The sequence below is a fragment of the Lysinibacillus irui genome, assembly GCF_028877475.1.
Classification (GTDB): Bacteria; Bacillota; Bacilli; order Bacillales_A; family Planococcaceae; genus Lysinibacillus; species Lysinibacillus irui.
The window spans coordinates 4390970-4415277 of sequence record NZ_CP113527.1; the positions used below are offsets into that span (position 1 = coordinate 4390970).

Annotated in this window: 19 protein-coding genes and 1 riboswitch; of the genes, 5 read left to right on the forward strand and 14 right to left on the reverse strand. The window is 36.6% G+C overall.

Annotation, left to right across the window (positions count from 1 at the left end; all coding sequences use genetic code 11):
* The first annotated feature begins 214 nt into the window (after positions 1-214).
* Complete coding sequence (locus OU989_RS22165) at positions 215-2992, forward strand: bifunctional diguanylate cyclase/phosphodiesterase (RefSeq protein WP_274795054.1); 2778 nt, start codon at positions 215-217, stop codon at positions 2990-2992.
* A 32-nt stretch (positions 2993-3024) separates the two neighbouring features.
* The gene (locus OU989_RS22170) at positions 3025-4662 is read left to right on the forward strand and encodes a thiamine pyrophosphate-binding protein (RefSeq protein ID WP_274795055.1); all 1638 of its coding nucleotides are present in this window, start codon (positions 3025-3027) and stop codon (positions 4660-4662) included.
* Between the two features lie 132 nt (positions 4663-4794).
* Here the strand turns inward: OU989_RS22170 and OU989_RS22175 are convergent, their stop codons facing one another.
* Both OU989_RS22175 and OU989_RS22180 read right to left on the reverse strand, forming a co-directional pair.
* A complete protein-coding gene (locus OU989_RS22175; protein WP_274795056.1) occupies positions 4795-5388 on the reverse strand; it encodes a hypothetical protein in 594 nt (197 codons plus the stop codon).
* 143 nt (positions 5389-5531) lie between these two features.
* Positions 5532-7412, reverse strand: coding sequence for a leucine-rich repeat domain-containing protein (locus tag OU989_RS22180; protein WP_274795057.1), 1881 nt, complete (start codon positions 7410-7412; stop codon positions 5532-5534).
* Between the two features lie 217 nt (positions 7413-7629).
* Between OU989_RS22180 and OU989_RS22185 the strand changes: the two genes are divergently transcribed.
* A complete protein-coding gene (locus OU989_RS22185) occupies positions 7630-8607 on the forward strand; it encodes a tRNA dihydrouridine synthase (protein ID WP_274795058.1) in 978 nt (325 codons plus the stop codon).
* A 98-nt stretch (positions 8608-8705) separates the two neighbouring features.
* Here OU989_RS22185 and OU989_RS22190 read toward each other — a convergent pair whose 3' ends face one another.
* Positions 8706-9596: a LysR family transcriptional regulator gene (locus OU989_RS22190; protein WP_274795059.1), complete on the reverse strand. Its 891-nt coding sequence runs from the start codon at positions 9594-9596 to the stop codon at positions 8706-8708.
* A 120-nt stretch (positions 9597-9716) separates the two neighbouring features.
* On the opposite strand from OU989_RS22190, the gene OU989_RS22195 reads away from it, so the two are divergent.
* Entirely contained in the window at positions 9717-11720 is a 2004-nt protein-coding gene (locus OU989_RS22195) for a YhgE/Pip family protein (RefSeq protein ID WP_274795060.1), read from the forward strand.
* 254 nt (positions 11721-11974) lie between these two features.
* On the opposite strand, the gene OU989_RS22200 is transcribed toward OU989_RS22195, so the two are convergent.
* From OU989_RS22200 to queF, 5 genes are all read right to left on the reverse strand, one after another.
* Positions 11975-12514: a VUT family protein gene (locus tag OU989_RS22200; protein WP_274795061.1), complete on the reverse strand. Its 540-nt coding sequence runs from the start codon at positions 12512-12514 to the stop codon at positions 11975-11977.
* Positions 12515-12561: 47 nt separating this feature from the next.
* Positions 12562-13290: a 7-carboxy-7-deazaguanine synthase QueE gene (queE, locus tag OU989_RS22205; protein ID WP_274795062.1), complete on the reverse strand. Its 729-nt coding sequence runs from the start codon at positions 13288-13290 to the stop codon at positions 12562-12564.
* A complete protein-coding gene (gene queD / locus OU989_RS22210) occupies positions 13283-13753 on the reverse strand; it encodes a 6-carboxytetrahydropterin synthase QueD (protein WP_274795063.1) in 471 nt (156 codons plus the stop codon). The genes queE and queD overlap by 8 nt, the downstream gene beginning before the upstream one ends.
* 3 nt (positions 13754-13756) lie before the next feature.
* The gene (gene queC / locus OU989_RS22215; protein ID WP_274795064.1) at positions 13757-14416 is read right to left on the reverse strand and encodes a 7-cyano-7-deazaguanine synthase QueC; all 660 of its coding nucleotides are present in this window, start codon (positions 14414-14416) and stop codon (positions 13757-13759) included.
* A 104-nt stretch (positions 14417-14520) separates the two neighbouring features.
* The gene (gene queF / locus OU989_RS22220) at positions 14521-15021 is read right to left on the reverse strand and encodes a preQ(1) synthase (RefSeq protein ID WP_274795066.1); all 501 of its coding nucleotides are present in this window, start codon (positions 15019-15021) and stop codon (positions 14521-14523) included.
* A 123-nt stretch (positions 15022-15144) separates the two neighbouring features.
* A riboswitch (PreQ1 riboswitch) is annotated at positions 15145-15191 on the reverse strand.
* A gap of 332 nt (positions 15192-15523) precedes the next feature.
* Between queF and OU989_RS22225 the strand changes: the two genes are divergently transcribed.
* On the forward strand, positions 15524-19225 hold the full coding sequence (locus OU989_RS22225; protein ID WP_274795067.1) for a S8 family serine peptidase: 3702 nt from the start codon (positions 15524-15526) through the stop codon (positions 19223-19225).
* Between the two features lie 247 nt (positions 19226-19472).
* Here the strand turns inward: OU989_RS22225 and OU989_RS22230 are convergent, their stop codons facing one another.
* The 6 genes from OU989_RS22230 to OU989_RS22255 all read right to left on the reverse strand — a co-directional run bounded on the left by OU989_RS22230 (position 19473) and on the right by OU989_RS22255 (position 24201).
* Positions 19473-20201: an amino acid ABC transporter ATP-binding protein gene (locus OU989_RS22230; protein ID WP_396631789.1), complete on the reverse strand. Its 729-nt coding sequence runs from the start codon at positions 20199-20201 to the stop codon at positions 19473-19475.
* A 27-nt stretch (positions 20202-20228) separates the two neighbouring features.
* Positions 20229-20894: an amino acid ABC transporter permease gene (locus OU989_RS22235; RefSeq protein WP_274795069.1), complete on the reverse strand. Its 666-nt coding sequence runs from the start codon at positions 20892-20894 to the stop codon at positions 20229-20231.
* A 31-nt stretch (positions 20895-20925) separates the two neighbouring features.
* A complete protein-coding gene (locus tag OU989_RS22240; protein ID WP_274795070.1) occupies positions 20926-21708 on the reverse strand; it encodes a transporter substrate-binding domain-containing protein in 783 nt (260 codons plus the stop codon).
* A gap of 230 nt (positions 21709-21938) precedes the next feature.
* The gene (gene rlmH, locus OU989_RS22245) at positions 21939-22418 is read right to left on the reverse strand and encodes a 23S rRNA (pseudouridine(1915)-N(3))-methyltransferase RlmH (protein ID WP_274795071.1); all 480 of its coding nucleotides are present in this window, start codon (positions 22416-22418) and stop codon (positions 21939-21941) included.
* Positions 22419-22508: 90 nt separating this feature from the next.
* Positions 22509-22673: a CxxH/CxxC protein gene (locus OU989_RS22250; RefSeq protein ID WP_274795073.1), complete on the reverse strand. Its 165-nt coding sequence runs from the start codon at positions 22671-22673 to the stop codon at positions 22509-22511.
* Between the two features lie 235 nt (positions 22674-22908).
* Positions 22909-24201 (reverse strand): S1C family serine protease, encoded by a 1293-nt coding sequence (locus OU989_RS22255; protein WP_274795075.1) that lies wholly within the window; start codon positions 24199-24201, stop codon positions 22909-22911.
* Between the last annotated feature and the right edge of the window lie 107 nt (positions 24202-24308).

Genomic DNA, 24308 nt, shown 5'->3' on the forward strand with positions numbered 1-24308 from the left:
AACTTCACATAAAGAAGGATTGTAGTCCTACTTTATAAAGCTAATAACAAAAACTTAGAATACTTTTAAAAATTTTTAACTAATTTCTACATTTTTTTACCAACATGTTTATTACTACTGTAAAATGAAAATAATGAGACATTCGATACGAATAAAGCAAAAATTTAATAAAAATTTCTATGGGACAACGATACAAAATGGGAGGTTCACTTAAATGTCTATGGAACAAACAAGGTATTCTCGACTGGCCAATATTACGAAGATGATTAACATGAAGCTAGATTTACGTGAAGTATTGGAGCAGGTAACAACTGCAATATCTGAAGAAATCGTCAAATGTGATTCTGTGGGCATTTATCTGCCACAAAAAGATGGAACATTTAGAGGGTATGTTGGAAAACCAGAAGTAATTAATGGTTGGACATTGAATATGCATATTATTGACACCGAAATAGATTTACTGGCTAAAGAAGTAATTGAAACAAAGAAAACAATCTATATTCCTGATACGTCAAAGGATAATCGACCTGACCCTCGAGCTGTTGAAGGATTTCATATTAAATCTTTGTTAGTACTACCTATTTCCTTTGAGCAAGAATTATTTGGTCTTGTTTTTTTATTTGATTATGGTATTCCAATGAACTTAACAGAGGAAGAAATTCAAACGGTTGAAGCATATGTAAATATGGCTGCTGTTGCTATCCAAAACGCAAACAACTTAGCTTATAAAGAACACCTTATTAACGAAAAACAGTTGCTGCTCGATGTTACACGTGACTTATCAATGTGCTCTTCACTACAAGAGAGTCTTGATAAATGCTTTTTTTACTTAGAAAAGGTTCTAGACAATAAAAATATTGGCGTTCACCTATTAGACCCTTTAGCAGAAAAGAATATAAAACCAGCAAAGTTGAGTAAGGATAGCGATTGGACGGAAGAAAATTGGCTAAAAACACATAATAAAATAAAAATTGATGAAAGCAATGATGCTGTAATGCAGGAGGTTTTTGAAACCAAAAAGGCCATTCTTATTCCAAATGTCTTTGAGGATGACAGACCTAATCATGAAGTCTGTCGCAATTTTGGCATAAACGGTTTAGTTATGTTTCCTTTGATATCAATGGGTGAGATTTTAGGACAAATCTCTATTGTAAATCTTGAGAAAAAGCCATTCTACTACTCAGAAGCTCAATTACAATTAGCCCAATCAATTGTTGATACTACTGCATCTGCATTATCAAACCTGTTATATATGGAAAAGCAAGAGATCATTATCGAGGAAAGAACCTCCGAAGTAAGAGAAAAAAATAAAGAGCTCGAAAGAGTTGTCGCAGAGTTACAGCAGCTTAGCCGTGAAAAGGAGTTGATTCTCAATTCCGCAGGGGAGGGGATCTTTGGGTTAGATCTTGATCGAAACATTACATTTTGCAATCCTGCAGGTGCACACATGTTGGGATATGAAACAGAGAAGGAACTGATTGGAAAATCAGTCGATATTATAATGAGTGGCTGTGAAACAGAGGACAAAATTATGGTTTCACCCTTCTTAAACACAAATTTTAATAGCTACAAAGTTTTTTTTAGAAAAGATAATTCAAACTTTCCAGTCGAATATGTAACCTCATTAATAAAAGAAGGAGACAAGGTCGTAGGTGAAGTTGTGACATTTAAAGATATAACACAAAGAAAGCAACTAGAAGAGAAAATTAAATACCACGCTTATTTTGATAGCTTAACAGATTTACCCAACCGAATTCTTTTATTAGACCGATTAACTCAAGGTTTAAAATCTGCAAAAGTGAATGGTGAAAAATTAGCAGTTCTCTATTTAGATCTAGATCGTTTCAAATTAGTAAATGATTCACTCGGTCATAGCTATGGGGATCTATTGCTCCAAAATGTTGCCAAACGTTTAAGTGCTTGCGTTCCAGAAGATGCAACCGTGTCAAGGCAGGGTGGGGATGAGTTTACAATCTGTTTACCTAATATTAAATGTGAAAACGACATTTTGAAGGTTATTAATTGTATAAATGATTCCTTCTCTAAACCTTTTAATTTAATAGACCATGAAATTTACATTAAAACAAGTATCGGTATAAGCCTGTTTCCTGAAAACGGTGAGACTACAGAAACATTAATAAAAAATGCAGACACAGCTATGTACAAATCAAAAGAAACACCCGGTACTAGCTACCATTTCTTTAGCGAAGGGATGGATACAAGAACTTTTGAAAGTATCCAACTTGAGAATGATTTATATAAAGCTTTAGAGCGAGATGAACTAATTATCTTCTATCAGCCACAAATAAATTATAAAACAAATAGAATTAAGGGTGTTGAAGCTCTATTAAGATGGAATCATCGAAAACATGGAATGATAGCACCGGATAAGTTTATTCCCATTGCTGAAGAAACAGGTTTAATTGTTCCTATAGGTGAGTGGGTTCTTAGGGAAGCCTGCAAGCAATTAAAAGAATGGCATAACCAGGGATGTCCTTTAATTAGTGTGTCGGTGAATTTATCTGTCCATCAGTTCGAGCAGAATGATTTATTTGCTATTGTAAAAAACGTCCTAAAGGAAACAGATTTGTCACCCGAGTATTTACAACTAGAGCTTACGGAAAATCTCATTGTTAAAAATACAGAGGTAACTTTAAAAACGATGACACAACTGCAAGGACTTGGGGTAAATTTAGCAATTGATGATTTTGGTACTGGATATTCATCCCTAGGTTATTTGAAAAACTTGCCGATTTCTACATTAAAAATTGATAAATCCTTTGTTCAAGAAATGTTAACGGATGACGCAGCAGCTATTACGAATACGATTATTACGCTTGCTCAAAACTTAAAACTGGAGGTTATTGCCGAAGGAGTTGAAACCAAAGAACAGGCAGACTATTTATTGGCACAAAATTGTCATTTAATGCAAGGATATTTTTTCAGCAAGCCTATGAAATCTGGAGAAATTATGAAAAAATATTTCAAGTAGTGTTTAAATTTATTAAGCAAAGGAGATTTAAAATGAAAGCAGCTCGTACGGTCTTAGAGTATTTAAAAAATAGCGGTGTGCAATATATTTTTGGTATTCCAGCAGGTTCAGTCAATGCATTTTTTGATGAACTCTATGATATGAAGGAATTAACACCGATTGTCACAAAGCATGAAGGAGCAGCATCATATATGGCTGCTGCTTACGCAAAGTATACAAATCATCTAAGTGTATGTATTGGCTGTAGTGGTCCAGGGGGGACAAATCTTGTAACAGGTGCCGCAAATGCCATGCGAGAGCATTTGCCGGTTTTATTTTTAACTGGTGCTGTTCCTGTTAATACAATTGGTCTAAATGCCTCTCAGGAATTGGATGCGCAACCGATTTTCCAATCAGTTACCAAGTATAGTGTAACTGTTAAAGAATCAAAGGATTTATTAAAGGAAATAGTAAAAGCCTCCGAAATTGCTATATCGGGAGTTCCTGGTCCGGTACATATTGCTATACCAATCGATGTTCAACATGAAACAGTTGAAAACGTAGAAATACCAGCTTCACCAAAAAGAACAGCCATGGTTCCTGAAATAGATACCATTAAAAATGTAGCCGAACAGCTAATACAAAGAAAAAATGGTTATATTTTGGTAGGACAAGGGGTAAGAAATTCTGTTGAATCATTATTAGAATTAGCAGAAATTCTTAATTGGCCTATTATTACAACACCACAAGCCAAAGGGTACATTCCAGAGGATCATCCTCTCCTCGTTGGCGTTTTCGGTTTTGCTGGTCACGAAGCCGCTTCAGAATTGATAGCTGAAGGAGATGGACAAGTATTATTAATTGTAGGTTCAAGTTTAGGTGAAACAGCAACAAATAACTACAATTTAAATCTTACAAAAAACCGCTTTTCTATACAGATGGACTTTGACCAATCCGTCTTCAATCGAAAATACGAGATTGATATGCCCGTGCTAGGTGATATCAATCTAAGTTTATTATTACTTATTGAAGAATTAAGAGCGAAAGGTTTAACAAGAACCTCCCTTGAGATTAAAGAAAATAAAGAAATTCTTGAAAATGCAGAGGAATATAACACGAAAAATGTTCTGTTAAATATTCAAAAATATTTACCAGCATCTACAAGGTATACTATCGATATCGGAGAGTTTATGTCCTATGTCATTCATCATATGAAAGTTTTAGATTATGATACTTTTAATATAAATGTTCATTTTGGCGCAATGGGAAGTGGGATTGGATCTGCTATTGGTTCGAAATTAGCTGAACCTGAACGTCCTGTTGTATGTATCACTGGTGATGGTTGTTTCTTCATGCATGGAATGGAAATATTAACAGCGAAAGAGTATAATTTACCGATTTTATTTATTGTCATGAATAATGCTCGTTTAGGCATGGTATATCATGGACATGCTTTACAGTTTCAACGTACTCATCCATCCTTTGAGCAAAATCCAATTAATATAAGTGCTATGGCTTCAGCGATGGATATACCGAGTTTCCAAGTAACTGGACTACAAGATATTACTAACGATATGATTAATAACTTAATGAATTTAAATGGACCAGCTGTATTGGAAGTAGTTTTAACAGATCATAACACACCTCCTATGGGAGACCGAGTTAAATTTTTATCGTCTTTTGGGAAATAGAACCGTTAAAGCATCATAACTATAAAAAGATCATATAGATGGGGAGAATCTCTCCCCTCTAAATGATTTTTTTGATCTTACTATAAACTGTTTATGTATTATAAGTTCCCGACTCTAAACCTAACGAATTGTTTACAAATTAGAAAATGAATGTCGAATAACTCCAAGTATAGCCCCTATTGTTTGTCCTTTAAAAGCATCTGAAACTGCTTCACCTGAGGGGTTTGAGAAATAATAGCTGGCCATTTTTTCATTGTAGTAATACCCTAAACCTGTGAGAGCATCTTGTAAGTCAGCTGGGAGCTCTTCTAATCCTGTGTGTTCAGTGAAATACTTTGTAGGAAAGACCTTCACATCCACATCTCCTGCACCAGTGTGTACTACAAATAAGTCTTTTTCATGTTGAACAATCCACTGATCTTTTGAATATAACGAAAGTCGTGATCCTTCTAATGAGGATATTGCTTCTAAATTAACACCAAAAATTTCATTTATTATTTTGCGTATCTTTGCCCCTGTTATTGCCCCATCGTATTGATGTAGATGGTAATCTATTACCCCTCTCCCTGAAGATAAAGATGTCTCTTTTAACTTTTTAGATAGAATAGGTGCTTTATCTAAATTAATACCAAAAATTAAATCAACAACATGAAAAATCTCAGAACTACTCATTTTTCTTCCATAAGAATTTAAATGCTGATCCATCTTTTCTGCCTTTTTCATCATTCAACCCTCCCATAAAAACTATAACACTACTAAAGAAGCAAGAGGTAAATTCTCTTGCTTCTCGCACAATTTTAAATCTAACAATTACGAAAGACCAGGCCTTTAATGTATAAATTCTATAGCAACTAAAAGGTTCATTACCCTCAATAAATCTCAATTCTTCCTTTGTCTAGAACAGACTTATTTTGCACCTGATTTCCTAAAATATAAAGCTTTTTCAAATTAGGTAGATTCACTAAAGGCTCTACATTTGAAATAGCGTTGTTTTCCAGATGAAGAACCTCAATTTGTTGCCAGTTTTTCATAATATTTAACGATTGTAAGGAACTATCTTGTAACGTGAATGAACGGAGAGCTGAAAAGTCTACAAAGTAAGGTATGACCTTCTCAACATCTTGTACCCAATCACCATTACCTATTCGACTCGTTACATCATTCAAGGTTAAATGCTCCAACACATTATTCGTGAATGGTTGCGTACTATTTAATTGAAGACTACATTTATAACAATTTAAGGTTTTTACATGCTGTAAATTGAATAATTCACTTGTTTCCTGAAAAAACGCTGTCTCATTAAAGTTAAGTGTATGCAGATTCGGTAGTTGATTGAAAGAACGAATACCTGTAAAATCACCATATTCTCTTGCTGTAAGTTGTTCTAGCTGTGGGTATTTCAGTAATTCTGATCCATCAAAGGACACTCCTGCTCCCCCACTTATATAAACCGTCAAATCTTTTAAAGCTGGCGCCTCTAACTTTTCTATAAAAGAACCTGGAAGTTCGGCCTTTTTCAAATGGGGCACTACAATTGTTGACGTATCTCCATAATAACCAGTTACCGATAACTCAGTCAGTGATGATAGACTGTTCACAATATCAAGCAATTCTAATTGTCCTGGAGAAGATAAACGCAGCTTTGTCAAAGATGATTTATTTCTAAGTTTTTCTAAATTCGTAATGTTCATATATTCAAGATCAAGTGATTGTAGGTTAGGCATATTATCTATAAAATCAAGCGTTTTTAAATTTCTTACTGATGAGAGTTTCAATTCTTGTAATTGATTCAATGAATAAAGTGAGTTAAAATCTGTCGCCTCACTAATTTCTAGTGCTAACGATTCTAAATTAGTGAGTGTAGACAACCACTTTAAATCGTTGGTAGATTTTAATGACAGCGATTTTAGTGGTAATTTATTTAGTAGCTGGAAATCTGTAACCTCTTCAGTCATATAAGAAATTTCAAGTGATTGAAGATTAGGAAACTCTAATAATAAAGCAAGCTCATTATTACTTCGTATTTGAATTGAGAGCTCTATAACATTAGATTTATCGCTAAAATATTCCGCAATTTTACTAAATGATTCATTAAAGCTACCTGTATAGCTCTTTAAGTTTTTCAGATGTAGGAAGCTTACATTTTCACTCTGTGAGATTTCATAATCATTCATAAGCTTTAAGACAGCCAGTCCTGTAAAGGCTTCAAAATCTTTCTGTTCGATTTTTTGTGTATTCAATAACTTATCCATCATAATATAAGTGGAAATCTTGGCGTTTTTATTTGTAAATGGATCGTCGAGACTGTAATCAAAATGCCATTGATCGTCAGAATAATAGGCGGCCAAATAACGAATGCTTGCGATTTCTTCTTGAGTGGGCAATAATTCACCTTTTTCAAAAATATCTTTTAAAAAGAATAATAACACTTCGCTTTCAGGCATTGTTCGAACTGGGATTTGCTCTTGATTGCCGTATTCTGTATGATTGTTACCCAAAAGAAAATAAACAAAAAATGCACAAAGGATTATAATCGGCACAATAAGAAGCACCTTTAGATTTGATTTTGGGCGTGGCATCGTACTAGGAGAAGGTGTTCCGTAATAATTATGAATGGTTTGATCTACATAATACACCTTATTCTCTTTCAACATTATTTCAGTATCGCAATAAGGACATTTGAATGATTGCCCTTCTTTGTATTCAATTTTCCCATCACAATTTGGGCAATTTAATTTAATCAATTCCACTGGCAGTCCCCTTCCCAGCTCTATTTTCAATTAAGCTTAGTTGCCCGAAAAATAAATGTCAATATTTCTTTGAAATACTAATTATTCTCCATCATAAATTGCAGCGGGGTACTACATTTAATCTCCCACTAATTGCAGAAGCATTAATTATGTAGAAATAAAGTAAATATGATATCTTTTTGCAAGGTAGTATTTTGGAAAGAGAGGATATTCATCAATGAATCAAAATAATTTCTGGCTTGATTTACCACGGCCATTTTTCATTTTAGCTCCAATGGAGGATGTGACAGATGTCGTTTTTCGTCATGTCATTAGTGAGGCTGGACGGCCCGATGTATTTTTTACGGAATTCACCAATACAACGAGCTATTGTCATCCAGATGGTATGGACAATGTACGTAACCGTTTAGCATTCACAGAAGATGAGCAGCCGATTGTCGCACATATTTGGGGAGACAACCCTGAACATTTCCGTCAAATGAGTATCGGAATGAAGGAACTAGGCTTTAAAGGTATCGATATTAATATGGGGTGCCCTGTCGATAATGTGGCTGAAAGAGGCAAAGGAGCCGGCTTAATTCTTCATCCTGAACGTGCCTCTGAAATCATTCAAGCCGCAAAGGTAGGAGGCTTACCTGTAAGTGTAAAAACGAGACTTGGCTTTACAAATGTAGCCGAGTGGCGTGATTGGCTCACTCATATACTGAAACAGGATATCGCCAATCTTTCTATTCATCTTCGTACACGAGAAGAAATGAGCAAAGTTGCAGCCCATTGGGAATTAATTGCAGATATCAAAAAACTGCGAGATGAAGTTGCTCCTAAAACATTGCTGACGATCAACGGAGATATTCCAGATCGTTCAACAGGCCTAAAGCTAGTTGAGCAATACGGTGTCGATGGTGTAATGATAGGCAGAGGTGTGTTTTCAAACCCGTTTGCCTTTGAAAAGGAGCCGACAGAGCATAGTGCTAAAGAATACCTTAGCTTGCTATCCCTTCACCTGGATCTCCATGATCATTACTCTAAAGAATTTGAAACGCGCTCATTTAAAGCATTACAACGCTTCTTTAAAATATATGTACGTGGCTTCAAAGGGGCTAGTCAATTAAGAGTTCAATTACTAAATGCCCATTCGACTGACGAAGTACGTGAACTATTAGCTGCCTATACTGCCAATGTATTAACGGAGTAGATCGACCACATTAAAGGAGACTGGCAATGCCAATCTCCTTTATATTTGCTTTACTTGTAAACGTATATTCTTAACTATGACTATAAAGATTGGTCATTTTATTTACTTTGAGAAATTGATAAAAAATAGTCTAAAACAAATAAGCGAAATTGCTTTGCAATTGGTGTGAAGTAGCGCTTTTCGGACCAGGCTAATCCAATTGTTCGTTGACAAGTTGGTTCAACTATTCGAAGCTTATGCGGAAACTGTCCTGATTTAGGTACCCATGATAATTCAGAAACGAAAGCTACACCTAATCCTTGCCTAACTAAGTCTGAAATAACGGTAGGTTCGTCTCCCTCAAAAGCAATATGTTGAACAAATCCTGCTTCCCGGCAAAACTGGTCAGTTAAGTTTCGGAATCCATACCCTGTATTCATGCTAATAAATGCTTCATCCTTCACTTCTTCAAGCCGGATACTTTCCCTCTCTGCTAGCTGATGATTAGGTGGTACAATCAAAAATATTTCTTCCGTAATGAGTGGCTCCCATCTTACGCCCTCTCCTTCAATTGGAATTGAAGAAATACAATAATCTAAATCCCCTTCTAATAGCATTTTCTTCATAGAAGAAACAGATTTTAGAAATTGTTGAAAACGAACATCGGGATGTTTCGATAAAAAAGAACCTAATAATGAAGGTAACACTCTTGGAATGGTAACTGCTAATGTAATACTCTTTTGATCTTGATCGATAAATTGATTAAGTTCTCTTTGACCCTCATTCAATTCTGCAAAAGCTCGATCCACACGATTTAAAAAAACTTTTCCAGCTGCATTCAGACTTATTTTCCGATGTTCCCGATCAAACAATTCCACTCCTAAATCTTCCTCTAAACGAGAAATCGTTTTACTAAGGGATGGCTGGGCAATTTGAAGTTGTTCTGCTGCCTTCGTCATATGTTCCAGCCGAGCAACTGTTTGAAAGTATTTTAATTGCAAAAGTTCCATGCAGACTCCCCTTTATCATAGACTCAAATCTATTATGCATAACCTTTTATGTATTATACAACATCAACATATTAGATTAAGATGAAATAATCTTTTGCATAAAGAAAGGTAGGATATTTCATGAAAGGATTACAATTAGTATTACAAGACTTAGTCGCCATTTGGAAACATAAGCATGGACGCATTGCTTTAATTTTTCTTACACTTGTTCCTTTAATTTACGTAGGATTCTTTTTAGCTGGCTATTGGGATCCATATGGACAATTAGATAAACTTCCCGTAGCAGTTGTCAATCTTGATGAAGGAGCTACTATCAATAATAAAGCCATTCATATCGGAAATGATTTTGTTGCTCAATTAAAAAAAGGCAAAGAGTTAAATTTTCAATTTGTCTCTGCCAAGACCGCCAAAAAGGGACTTGAAGCTGGCGACTATTATATGATTATTAAAATTCCAAAGAATTTTTCTAAAAACATAACAACGGTCATGGATAAAACACCAAAACCAGCTAAACTTTTATATGAAGTCAATCCAGGGAAAAACTATGTAGCCTCACAAATTACTACAACGGCCGTTGAAAAAATGAATACAAAAATCAATGCCAATGTCACGAAGATCTATTCTGAAACAATTCTAACTAAATTCAAGGACGTTTCAGCTGGCTTCATGGATGCAGGAACTGGAGCACAGAAACTTTATAACGGCACTGTTGATGCACAAAACGGAAGTAGAAGGTTAACAGAAGGTATTCAAAGTTTAGATGAAGGGGCACAAAAACTTAAAACAGGGAGCACGGAACTTTCAGCTGGCCAAAAGAGCTTATCTTCTGGTGTAAATGAACTTACAACCGGCTCTAATTCCTTATATAAGGGGTTACATCAGCTTACGGATGGTGAACATTCTCTACAATCGGGAATGAATCAAGTAAGCCAAAGCATTACTAACTGGTCTGTTGGAAATACAAAGTTAGCTCAGGGACAAGAACAAGCAGCTATCACCGCTAAGAATTTGGAGGAACAAATGACTCAATATGTAAAAGAACATCCTGAAGCAAATCAGGATGGGAAACTCCAACAAATTATTGCTTTATCTAAAAAATTATCTACGACAGAAACTACTTTAAAATCTGACCAAGATCAGATAGAAATAGCTGCAAAAAAAATTACTACTGCACAGGCTTCGCTTCAAACTGGGATGGAAACGTTAGGTGCTAACATTACTCAGACTACTGAAGGAGCAAAACAGTTACAAGAGAGTACGAATGCATTTGCTAGTGGGTTTACAAAATGGATGACAGGCTATACAACACTTAACACTGGCATTACAACTCTCGCAAACGGAATCAGTCATGAATCAAGCGGATTAGCGGACCTACAAGACGGGCTTTCTTCTCTAGCAATTGGCTCAAATGAATTATCAGCAAAGCTAAATGAAGCTGCAGAAAAAACGTCTAATCTTCAATACAATGACTCTACCTCAACAATGTTTGCACAACCAATTGAATTGGTAGAATCCCATTTATCCAAAGTTCCGAATTACGGGACTGGCATTGCTCCTTACTTCTTATCACTTGCTTTCTTTGTAGGAGGCATTATGGCAGCCAACATCCTACCTTTAGGACGTAGAGAACGTCTAAAAGTAACTGGAACAGTTCACTTTATTAATAAACTAGGATTAGTTTATATAATAGGAATAATTCAGACACTTATCGTGGACCTGGTCGTACTTTTAGGATTTAAATTAGCAGTAGCAAGTGTACCGTTATTTATCCTATCAAGTATTATCGTGTCATTTACTTTCATGACCTTCATCCTGATGCTTATTATTCTCTTAGGGAATCTTGGTAAATTACTAGCTGTCACTCTCTTAGTATTTCAACTAGCAACCTGTGGCGGAACTTTCCCAGGAGAACTTGAAAATCCAATGTTAGCTAGGGTTGGAGGGTTTTTACCGATGGCCCACTCATTGAAAAGCTTCCAGGAGGTTGTTTCTCTCGGTGGCTGGTCAAACTTAATCACACAAGCATGTATATTACTTATTTACCTTTTACTCGCTTTCATCATCGGCTGGACTTCAAGTCATATACAGCATAAAGAACCAGCAGCCTTAGAAATGGTAAAGTAATAATTCGAGAATAATACTTGTTGAACTTGCTAGATAAAATAAAAATAGTATTTTTAAACTTTGAAGAAAAAGTACCAGCCCATGAGGACTGGTACTTTTTTATAATTTCTGTTGCTTAAGTTATGGTCCGACGCAACTAGTATAAGACTATATTTCTTAAAAAATATAGAAAAGGAAATGCAATACTTCATCTAAAGCCATGTTGTTGAAACACTTCTTTTACAGAAAAGCTCTCTTCATCATATTTCAAAAAATTATCCTGAAATAAGACGTTTTTCTTTCATTGCACCAACTTGGCCTAAAATTAGTGCACCGAACATTTGAATAATCGTTTTCACAATAATTTGTCCAAAAATGGCGGCAGGCACCGCTTCCCAAGGCAACATATTAGCCCCCAATGGACTCAAGCCGATTACTACGAAAATAGCAGAATCCAGAAATCCTCCAACAATTCCACTGTAGAGCACACGCCATGCCATTGGTAATTTCAATCGACTATAAATTTCTGTATCAGCCGTTTCAGCGACAACAAATGATAGGGCTGACGCTACCACAATCAAAAGTGTATCCCCTAGAAGGAATGACACTACTGCTGATAAAATTAAAGCTGTAATAATAACTATATATGTCTTTGCTCTACCATATTTATTTTGCACAAGATCGCGAAAAATAAAAGTCGCTCCAATTAAAAGCGTCCCCATTGGCACGATAAACATACCAAAATGTAACGGCGCAAATGCTGCCGTTACCACATTAGCAACGACAATAGATAATAAATAAAATAGTATTCTCATCCTATTACTCCTCAAATCAATTTCAAGACATTATTGTAATGGCACCCCTATACACCTCTTTTATTCCCCCAAACAAGAGCATGTAACTGCGGTAGTACTTTGACATCTCTTAATTCTTCATCCTTTATTACTCGATCAATGAGCTCATGATATTTATCTAATAAATGGATAGCTATTCGTGAATTATCAATCGACGTAAGATCATCGTTACCAACTTGGAGATAAAAAGGAATCGTTGGATAACGATGATGAATTTGTTTAGCATAGTCGTAATCCTCTTGATTAAAAACGACTATTTTGAGGGATGTATGGTGATTACTGTTTCGATTTTTAAGTTTTTCGAAGATATTTGAGAGCATCGAATAGTCCGTAGTCATTCCAGAACTAGGTGGCTTTGGTGAAATTGTCAGCTCATCAATCTCATACATCCATTTTTGCCATCTACTTCCCTGCGTTTCCACACTAACCTTTATGTTGTTTTCTTTTAAAATTGCAATGAGCTCTTGCAAATATGGATAGAGTGCAGGATTACCGCCCGAAATCGTAACAAATGAAAATCCACTGCCACCAAGACGTTTTAATTCAGACCAAATCTCTTCTGCTGTCATTTGGACAATAAGATGCTTTCCGCTACCATCCCACGTAAATGATGAATCACACCAGGAACAAGAATAATCACAGCCTGCAGTTCTTACAAACATCGTCTTCTGGCCAACTACCATTCCCTCACCTTGAATTGTTGGTCCAAAAATTTCGATAATAGGTACTTTATTCAACTTCCATCCACTCCCGTCTTGCTTCTGCAAAGCTTGTAGGAGTTTCGTAAAGCCTGATAAACTCTACACACGCACCGTTATATCTTTCATCAAGCAAGGCCTCAGTCAGCTTTTCGTAAATCCAAACAACAATGTTCTCTGCCGTCGTATTCATAGGTGGAAGTGTTTCATTTAAATAACGGTGATCCAAATGAATCTCTATTTTTTGTTTCCATATCTCTTTTATATCGCCAAAATCAATCATCAAACCACGTTCATCTGTGTAGCCACTCAGTCCTAATATGACACGATAGGTATGACCGTGCAGATTTTTACATTTCCCCTCATAATGATGTAAATGATGAGCAGCATCGAAGGTAAATTCTTTGCTTACGAGAACACGCTTTGCATGGTATTTCAATTGATTTCTTTGAATATCCTCATCTATTTTTTGGAGCCTCTCGACGATTTTATAATCTGACATGTCTTAAAACTCCTTCCTATAACTCAAATACTCATCAAGCCCTTTTTTTCGCAGGTTACACGCTGGGCATTCACCACAGCCATCTGCTATGACACCGTTATAGCAAGTTAACGTTCTTTCTCGAACAAACTCAAGCGCCCCAAGCTGATCAGCAAGCTCCCAAGTCTGTGCCTTATTCAGCCACATCAACGGTGTATCAATGACAAAAGAATCATTCATAGATAAATTTAACGTTACATTCAAGGATTTAATAAAAATATCTCGGCAATCCGGATATCCGCTAAAGTCTGTTTCACACACACCCGTTACAATATGCTTTGCTCCCACTTGGCTCGCTAAAACACCAGCAAATGAAAGAAAAAGTAGATTTCGACCAGGCACAAAAGTCGATGGAAGCTCACCATTTTCTCCGTCCTTCACCTCTATGTCTTGTCGTGTCAATGCATTCGGGGCAAGCTGATTCAGGAGTGTCATATCCAGAATGTGATGCTTGACACCAAGCTCCTTTGTTATCACCTTCGCACATTCAATTTCCAGAAGATGCCTTTGACCATAATCAAAAGTTACTGCCTCAATCTCTTTAAAACGTTCTTTTGCCCAGAACAAACATGTTGTGCTGTCCTGACCTCCACTAAATACAACAATCGCTTTTTCCTTCTTCATCCATAAAGACTCCCTTATATCGAAAAAACAGCACTCTAAGAAAAAGTGCTGCTTTCTTCTTAGTTTTTTTAAGAGGGTAGCTAAAAACCTCTTTCTTGCTTCACTTATCGATTATCAATTTTTTCTGGGTTAAGATCGTGGTTCATTAAACGATAATTGGCTATTTCTTCGTATTTAGTTCCTGGCTTCCCATAGTTACACCATGGATCGATCGAGATACCACCTCGTGGAGTAAATTTCCCCCAAACCTCTATATATCTTGGGTCAAGTAATGTAATTAAATCATTCATAATGATATTAACGCAATCCTCATGGAAATCTCCGTGATTTCTAAAACTGAATAAATACAATTTTAGTGATTTACTCTCAACAATTTTTTTATCAGGGATATACGAGATATACATCGTTGCAAAATCAGGCTGATGTGTAAGCGGACATAAACTAGTGAACTCTGGACAATTAAACTTAACGAAATAATCTCGATTGGAATGAAGATTATCTACTGCCTCCAAAACTTCAGGTGCATAATCATATGAATATTGTGTACCTTGGTTACCCAACAATGTTAAATCCTTTAGTCCTTCTTCATGACTTCGACCAGACATAAAAAAACCTCCTTGTAAAATGTTTCCCAACACTTTTCAAGAGAGGCATTACCAATCATTCTATTAAAACATAAGTAAAAACATAAAAAAGCCACGTCCGATATGGACATGGCATAATGTCATGTTTCCATAGTTTTTTATAGAGGGTATCAGCTATGAACCTCTCCCGTACAAGTCCGGGCACATTCTTTTCTTCCATATCGTACAAAAAATAATACAGAACGTCAAATAGATTTTAAAAAAATCTTTCTTATTTGTGCTTTACTAATTAAATTGACAAAATGAATATATTTCTGTAAGTCCTTTCTCATTTTAAAGTTCTATTTTTTAATTACATTACTAGGAAAATAGAATTAAAATATAATTGATAAACTAATACTTATTATCAATATTTTGGTATATTCAAATATTCCGATATTCGAATTACTACTCCTGTGATAAATTGGAATTATCACACTTTTCTGTTTAGTGTGATAATTAAATGTGGAGGGAGAAATGGGTTTTGAAAAAGTTTACGTTTATGAAGTTTTTAAGTAGTATTATAGCTTTCGTTATGGTGCTTTTTCTATTGGTTCCATTATCGAGCGCTAGTGCTGAAGAATCTAAACCATTTAAACAGGATAGTCAAAGTGAAAGTATACTTCAACTTAAGGCGGCCATCGCTGAACAGCTAAGCTTGTCTAAAGATGGTCCAACTCTTCACGAAAGCTTACAAAATGTATCAGGCAATCAAGAAGTTGCAGTCATCGTACATTTATCTGAAACGCCTGTGGCACTAGAGCAAGGAATGAGCCAGGTGAAAGGCCAAAAGTTCTCTAATGCGCGAGCAAATGAAGTACGTTCAAATGTAAAAGCTCAACAAGCAAAAGTAAAAAAAGAGTTAGCTACTAAAAATGTTCAAATGACTCAAGGCTACACATTTGATACTGTTTTAAACGGTTTTGCGGCAACAGTGAAAGCAAATGATCTCCCGAAACTGCTTTCAATAGAAGGAATTACATTAATCGAACCTGATGCAATTGTTTACGCATCAGAAGATAATACAATGAAATCATCGGAACTTATTAAGGAAGATCAATTAGAGGCCCAAATGAACACAAGTATTTCTTTCCTTGGGATCGAACAGCTGTGGAATGAAGGAATTGAAGGACAAGGAATAAAAGTAGCAGTATTAGATACTGGTATTGACGCAGATCACCCTGAATTCGCTGGAATTTACAAGGGGGGGAAAAACTTTATTCCAAATTCATCAACTTACACGAAGCCTCGAGCAGATGACGATGCATCGGAAACATTGCCTTCTGAGCGTCCTGCCGGAACACCTGAATTTAATGAAAAAGGAAGCTCGTTCTATACTTCTCACGGTACCCATGTTGCTGGAACCATTGCAGCAATCGGAGCAAACAAATTTGGTATTAAAGGAATTGCTCCAAAAGTAGACCTTTATGCTTACCGTGTTCTTGGTGCATATGGAAGTGGAGCTACATCTGGTATTGTTAAAGCAATTGAAACCGCTGTAACAGAAAAAATGGACGTTATTAACCTTTCTCTTGGTGGGGGAGCTAACTCTGAAACGGATGCTGGTTCATTTGCTATTAATAATGCAATGATGGCTGGAACAATCGGAGTAATTGCGACAGGGAACTCCGGCCCAAATCGCGGAACAATGGGCACGCCTGCAACTGCTCGTTTAGGAATTGCTGTCGGTAACACAACAAATCCTGAAACAAAGTATAACGGGGAAGTGAATGTTACTGTTGGTGACTACAACTTAACAAAACAGCTCCCATTAATGGGAACAACTTTTGGAAGGGATTTAGCAACACAGCTTCAAGGAGAATTTGACCTAGTTGCTATCCCTGGAAACGGGGAAGTAAAAGACTTTGAGGGAATCGATGTAGAAGGTAAAGTGGCATTGATCTCTCGTGGCAGTATCGCCTTTGTTGATAAAATTGCGAACGCAAAGGCAAATGGAGCAGTCGCAACAATTATTCATAACTTTGCTGGTGGAACAAATGCACCTAATATTTCAGGTACATTCCTTGGTGATTCATTTGCTTTTCTACCAACATTTGATATGTCCCAAACGGATGGCGATGCAATTCGAGCTGCATTGGCAGGCGGAACTGGAAAAGTTAGCTTTAGTCAATTTACTTCCACACAGACACTAGGAGATGAAGTAAACGATTCAAGTTCCCGTGGACCATCTACACCAAACTTTGATATTAAACCAGATGTAAGTGCACCTGGAACAAACATTATGTCAACGATTCCAATGTATAAAAAGGATTTCCCTGATGCAGATTATGCAGAAGCATATGATCGTAAAACAGGAACTTCTATGGCAACACCGCATATTACAGGTATTGTTGCATTACTTAAACAAGCAAATCCTGATTGGAACGCGTTCGACATAAAAGTGGCGCTTTCTAATACAGCAAAGGTTTTAGATAAAACAAAATACGATGTGTTCTCTCAAGGAGCAGGTCGTGTAAATGCTTATGCTGCAGCGCATCCAGAAATTCTTGCCTATGCACTGGATAGTGCAATTTTAGATGGAACTGGAGCTGTTTCAGAAAACTTGAAAGGTACAGTTACGTTCGGTCCACAACCACTTAAAGATCAGGATATTTCCGTAACAAAACAAGTTTTAGTAAAAGATATAAAAGGGAACGGCGGTAATTATAACGTATCAATTGATGTGACAAAAACATTTGGTGATGCAACTGTTACAGTCGACCAGCCAACATTTAACCTAGTTGGTGAGCAATTGTTAAATATTACATTAACCGCTTCACAAGCTACTGCACCAAACGGCTCTGAAATACTAGGGTATATTCACATCAGCGGTGGAGCTACAGAAATTTCATTACCATTCGCAGCTGACTTTGGCAGCGAGGCAGTAACTGAACTTAAAGATTTAAAGATTACAGAAACAGACCTATCCTTCAACGGTGATGGAGTGAAAGATTCAGCTGTCCTTTCATTTACATTAACTGGAGATGTAACAACTAACTATATCGAGCTTTGGGATATTATGAATCCTCAAGGTGGAGAATATGGTGACGGCTACATCGGCTATCTTCACGCAGGTACTGCACTAGGAAAAGGATCTTATACGCTGAATATTGCTGGGCAGTACAAACCATGGGGACCAGAACCTGCCACAACAATTCCAGATGGTCTCTATACAATTGACTTTACTGGTCTTGCGGCATCAGGAGTAGTGTCCGATTATGTTGGACCAATTATCGTGAAAACGACGAAACCAGAAATTACTGGTTCAGTTACTGAAGGTGTCGCTACAGGACAGGTAACAGATAAATATATCGACTACAATGAAGAGTTATATTTATACGGTTTAAATTACAATTTAAATGATAAATTAAAAGCTTCCTATATTTCGACGATTAATGGCGAAGTACAAGCACCAGTTCCTTTTGAATTAAATCAAGACGGTAGCTTCACATTCCCAGTAACAGCAGAAACTAATGCTGTATCTGTAAAAATTGAAGACGCTGCCGGGAATGTTGGTGAAGCCTTAATATATGAAAATGATGTAGTTGAACCAAAAGTAACGCTTTCTGTCAATCCAACAGAGCTAAACCTAACAGTTGGAGAAACTGCACAACTTACGGTAACAGAGACATCTACTCCTCCAGAAGGTGAAGCAACAGAGGAAGATGTAACTTCAAAAGCTACTTATGTGGTTGGAGATGAAAATGTTGCAACAGTAGCAAATGGATTAGTAACTGCTGTAGGTGAGGGCACGACTACGATTACTATTTCATACGGTGATAATGAAGCTAAGATAAATGTTACAGTTAAAGCACCTGTTGTAGAAACACCAATCGTAACACTAGAAATTGACCAAGCTAAGGTTGAAACTAGAATAGGTAAAGAAGTTTCAGTTAAGATTACTGAAGTAACTACTTTTGAGGGAAAAACAACAGAAAAAGATGTTACAACGCTTGCAACCTACGAAGTAACAAACGATAAAATAGCTTCTGTAAAAGCGGGGGCTGTAAAAGGAAAAGGTCAAGGTACTACGACAATTACAGTAACGTATGGTGATCACACATTAACATTTGATGTGGTGGTTGAAAAGCCTGGTAATGGCAATGGCAATGGCAACGGTAACGGTAATGGTAATGGTAATGGCAACGGTAAAGATAATAATGAAGTTACCGAGGTTGAGTTATAATTAATTTTAGTTCAAGCAAAAAGAGAAATTGCGCTGTGCAATTTCTCTTTTTGCTATTAAATTTCCATGGTTCGCCTTAACTAGTCTAATTGCAGTTTTTTAGTACCTGCTTTATAAGAAATTTAATGATGTGATTTAACTAAATTTTAGTTATTAATATAAAGAATGCTTCTTTCCTCTATAAATTAACAATTTAGTGCTTCAATATAAGAGGTCCTTCCTTTCATATAGGCAGGACCATTTAGTTTTATTTAAGCATTGTCGCAGTTAAAAATTCCCGAGTTCTCTCCTCTTTCGGATGGTTAAAAAATTGTTCAGGTGTGCCGCGTTCAATAATTTTCCCATCATGCATATACACAATCCAATCAGCTACTTCTCTTGCGAATCCCATTTCATGGGTTACAACAACCATTGTCATACCTTCTTCAGCCAAGTCTTTCATGGTTGTTAAAACCTCTCCCACAAGCTCGGGATCGAGTGCCGATGTTGGCTCATCAAAAAGCATAATGTCTGGTTCCATCGCAAGTGCTCTAGCAATCGCCACCCGTTGCTTTTGCCCCCCTGATAGCTTACTAGGATAGACATCCGACTTATCTTCCAAACCTACTTTTTTCAGTAATTGTTTTGCTTTGATGATAGCTTTCTCTTTGCCTACACCCTTTACCATAATAGGTGCTTCAATAATATTTTCCAGAACCGTTTTGTGTGGGAATAAGTTGAAATTTTGAAACACCATACCTACCTTTTCTCTAATCTTGTTAAGGTCATCTGTTCGTGGATTGACTTCATTTCCCTCAATTATAATATGGCCGTTATCCTTTCTTTCTAAAAAGTTCAAACAGCGAAGGAGGGTGCTTTTCCCTGATCCGCTCGATCCTATTAGACAAACAACATCGCTCTCGTAGACTGTCATGTCGATATTTTTCAATACATGTAAGTCTCCGAATGATTTATTCAATTGTTTTATTTTAATCATTTCCTTAGTGTCCAATCTTTTCAGCTCCTATCTGTCGCTTACTGTTAATTTTAGTTCAGTTCGTTTCACTACAAATGTCATCAACGCTACCAGTAATAAATAGTAGACTGCTACAATGAGTAAATAAGTCATTTCATCAAAATTATTTGACCCAAGTGTTGTCGCCACATTAAACAGCTCATTCATGGAGATAAATGCGGCTAACGAAGAATCTTTTAAGCTTATGATAAATTGATTGCCTAAAGGCGGTAATGCTCTACGGAATGCCTGTGGGAGAATAATCCTTCTTAATGTCAGTGTCTTTGTCATTCCCAAAGAGCGTCCTGCCTCAAACTGGCCTTTATCGACTGACTGAATTGCTCCCCTAAGAATTTCAGAAATATAAGCTCCATTATGTAACGCTAGAGCAAGTGAAGCAGCCCAAAAATCAGGAAGAAGGAAAATCCCGCTAATTCCAAAGTAGAGGATAAATATTTGAACAATCAGCGGTGTTCCGCGAACCAAATAGACATATATATCTGAAATAAGTTCTAAAATTTTTATATTAGAAATTTTTAATAAGGCAAAGGCAAGTCCGATGACGATTCCAAGCAAGATAGAAACCACCGTCAGCTCTAATGTTAAAAGCATAGCTTTAAAGAATACACCTTTTGTTTCCATTAGTATGTGAAAAAAATGCGAAAAACTTGGCAAAGTACTACTTCCTTTCTTTTATAGCATTCGTTTATTCTGATTTTTTGGTAATGTCCTCACCAAAATATTTGATACTGATTTGAGTCAATGTTCCATTTTCCCGAAGTTGCTCCAAAGTTTCATTTACTCGCTTCAATAGCTTTGGATTATCCTGGGGCAGCACGATTGCTTGTTCACTGCGATTAATTAATTGCTGTCCTTTAATCTCAAACCCTTCCTTTTCAGCAGTTTTTCCTGTAACAAAATCTGTGATTACTGCATCATGACGTCCGCTACTCAACGCCTTTAATGCTGTAATATCGCTGTCATATGTTTTTATTTTGTCTGTATACTTAGAAGCTGTATCGGCATATGTTGATCCTTTTGCAACCGCTACTTCCTTTCCCTTTAAATCTTCAACAGTCCTTATCTTACTATCCGGTCTGGTGAAAATTTTTGGTCCTGAATAATAATACGGGGTAGAGAAAGAAACATGTTTACTTCGCTGTGGGTTAATCGTGTGGCTTGCAACGGCTGCATCTGCTCTGCCTGTTTTTACCCCTTCAACAATCCCTTTGAACTTGATTCGTTTCTGAACCGGCTCAAGGCCCATTTCCTTTGCAATCGCTTCACCAACCTCAATATCAAAGCCCGACATTGTGAGATCGTCATTTATATAACTAAATGGCTTAAATTCACCAGAAGTAGCAAAAACAAATTGATTTTTATTTATTAATTCAGATCCGTCTTCAAGCTTCTGCTTCTCAGCACAACCAGACAAAAAGCAGACTACAATTGTACTAAAGACTAATAGTAACTTCTTATTCAACAACATGTTGGCTATAACTCCTTTCTTTTTCGATTATTCCTTCAATACCTCTTGCTATATAACTTGCTTATGATAGTTAATACCCAATCTACTCCCGATAAAACAAAAAAGTATCAGGCACTTTTAATAGCACCCGACACTTTTCTACAAAATTCGCATTATATAATTATCTTTCAAGTCTTCTCTTTCCTCTAAAAATGCAGCATTTTAGATGTATAGGACTAAGAAAACCGCACTTACTTATGGTACGGTTCACCCTTCATAATCCTAAAGCTTCGATAAATCTGTTCCACTAGCACGAGCTTCATGAGCTGGTGCGGTAGCGTCATTTTGCCAAAGGATTGTAGTTCGTCGGCTCGTTTTAGGACATCTTCATGTAGGCCGAGGGAGCCACCGATGACAAAGGTGATTTTACTTTTGCCGTAGGTCATAAGAGATTCAATATCCGCTGCCATTTGTTCGGAGGTTTTCATTTTACCGTTAATAGCTAGAGCGATCACGTAGGCATCTTGGCTAATTTTAGCTAGTATGCGTTCCCCCTCTTTTTTCTTGACGATGTCCATTTCGGCTTCACTTAGTTGTTCAGGCGCCTTTTCGTCTGGTACCTCAATCACATCTATTTTTGCGTAGCCGCCTAGACGTTTTACGTACTCATCGATACCCATTTTTAAGTACTTTTCTTTTAGTTTGCCGACTGATACAATCGTTATATTCACACGTTATCCACCTTTACAATTCATTTACAAACAAATTATCCACAAAAGTTATCAACATATCCACAAGCGCCACCTATATATTGTGTAAAGTTATTTACTTGATACAATATATTCCGCAGGCTGTTCACAGTAGCTACACTTTGTGGATAACTTTTTATCCTCTTCGATTTTATCCATAATTGGGAACTCTTTTTGCTCTGCTACAAACATGTCTAAAGCGTGATCTATATGACTTTCACAGCTGTACTTTTCCATTTTTTGATGTCTCCTTATTTTCCGAAATTTCCACAAACTTATTCACAAATCAGTCTATGTTATCCACAATCTATTGTAACAAAGGAATGGCATGTATGGAAGAAGTGCCTTTTTCTCACGATTTCATGGTATTCACAATTTTCTAGTTATCCACAATATTTCATTAAAGTTTTTCCTCATCCTCATAAAAAAACGATGGGGATTTTTTAGATCACCATCGTTTTTTTCATACTCTTTACAATGTATTACCATTTGTTAATGTTAGTGATAGTTCGACTAATTTACCTTGACGGTACACTTTTAATGTTAGTTTATCACCAATTTTTTTGTCATTATATAAATGTTTGCGTAAATCAATTGTTGTTTCAATTTTTTGACCATCCATTTCAACAATAACATCATATTGTTGAACACCTGCTTTTGATGCTGGTGAGTTATTCATAACATCTGTTACAACAACGCCTGTTGTCACCTCTGCAGGTAATTTTAATGTTTGTTGCTGATAGAATGATGGGACATCTGTTAAATCAGCCAGTGAAACTCCCATTGTTGGACGTTTCATTTCTCCATTTTTCTCTAATTCCTCGATAATTGGAATAGCTGAATTAATTGGAATAGAAAATCCTAAACCTTCCACTGAGGATTCAGCAATTTTCATGGAGTTAATCCCTACTAATTCTCCAGCTAAGTTCACAAGTGCTCCCCCGCTATTCCCTGGGTTAATCGCAGCATCTGTTTGTAATACTTCTTGTTGCCAATCTTCTGTGCCATCACCATTTAAGTCTACCGGTACAGAGCGGTCTTTACCTGAAACAACACCCGTTGTAACAGAGCCATAAAATTCTAGACCAAGTGGGTTCCCAATGGCAATGACCGTTTCCCCTTGTTTTAAAACATCTGAGTTCCCGAATGTCGCCACTGTTTTAACATTTTTAGAGTTAATAGAAATAACTGCAAGGTCAGTCCAAACGTCATGACCGACTAGTTGTGCAGGTTCTTTTGTTCCGTCTTGCATTGTGACCTCTAGCTGCTTGGCCCCTTCAATAACGTGGTTATTTGTGACGATAAAGGCTTTATCACCTTCGATTTTATAAACAACACCTGAACCGCTGCCCGCTTCTTTTGTAGTTGTTGATGGTGGACTCCAAAAACCTCCACTTGTTACTTCTTGAATATTTGCAATACCAACAACTGCATCTGAGGCTTTGTCTACCGCTGAAGTAACATCTGTCGTTACCTCTGTTGCAACTTGGTTAATTGTTGTATTATTTTTTGCAGTACTACTTGATGTTGTTCCAGGCATTTGATTGACAAGTCCCGGTAACATAAGCCATACAAGTAATGCTCCTATAATAACACCAATCAAACCACTAAAGAAATAACCGCCTTTTCCTCCGCCTTTCTTTTTAAGACGCTTGGCCTGCATTTCCTGCTCCTCACGCTCTAACCTTTCTTGCAGCGGTGATTTCGGTATTTCATCCTTTTTTAAGAAATCACTGTTTTTATCATCATCTTGAAAGTAACTCATGTTCCTCATCCTTTCATTTACTGCTATTTGTTTAATTGTTACCCTAATCTTACGATTCAAACATTAAAATCAGATGAAAAACAATTAAAATGGACATAAAAATAGCT

Coding starts and splice junctions, on each gene's coding strand:
- OU989_RS22165 (WP_274795054.1), top strand. CDS start 215: ATGTCTATGGAACAAACAAGGTATTCTCGACTGGCCAATATTACGAAG.
- OU989_RS22170 (WP_274795055.1), top strand. CDS start 3,025: ATGAAAGCAGCTCGTACGGTCTTAGAGTATTTAAAAAATAGCGGTGTG.
- OU989_RS22175 (WP_274795056.1), bottom strand. CDS start 5,388: ATGATGAAAAAGGCAGAAAAGATGGATCAGCATTTAAATTCTTATGGA.
- OU989_RS22185 (WP_274795058.1), top strand. CDS start 7,630: ATGAATCAAAATAATTTCTGGCTTGATTTACCACGGCCATTTTTCATT.
- OU989_RS22190 (WP_274795059.1), bottom strand. CDS start 9,596: ATGGAACTTTTGCAATTAAAATACTTTCAAACAGTTGCTCGGCTGGAA.
- OU989_RS22195 (WP_274795060.1), top strand. CDS start 9,717: ATGAAAGGATTACAATTAGTATTACAAGACTTAGTCGCCATTTGGAAA.
- OU989_RS22200 (WP_274795061.1), bottom strand. CDS start 12,514: ATGAGAATACTATTTTATTTATTATCTATTGTCGTTGCTAATGTGGTA.
- queD (WP_274795063.1), bottom strand. CDS start 13,753: ATGTCAGATTATAAAATCGTCGAGAGGCTCCAAAAAATAGATGAGGAT.
- queC (WP_274795064.1), bottom strand. CDS start 14,416: ATGAAGAAGGAAAAAGCGATTGTTGTATTTAGTGGAGGTCAGGACAGC.
- queF (WP_274795066.1), bottom strand. CDS start 15,021: ATGTCTGGTCGAAGTCATGAAGAAGGACTAAAGGATTTAACATTGTTG.
- OU989_RS22230 (WP_396631789.1), bottom strand. CDS start 20,201: ATGATTAAAATAAAACAATTGAATAAATCATTCGGAGACTTACATGTA.
- OU989_RS22240 (WP_274795070.1), bottom strand. CDS start 21,708: ATGTTGTTGAATAAGAAGTTACTATTAGTCTTTAGTACAATTGTAGTC.
- OU989_RS22250 (WP_274795073.1), bottom strand. CDS start 22,673: ATGGAAAAGTACAGCTGTGAAAGTCATATAGATCACGCTTTAGACATG.
- OU989_RS22255 (WP_274795075.1), bottom strand. CDS start 24,201: ATGAGTTACTTTCAAGATGATGATAAAAACAGTGATTTCTTAAAAAAG.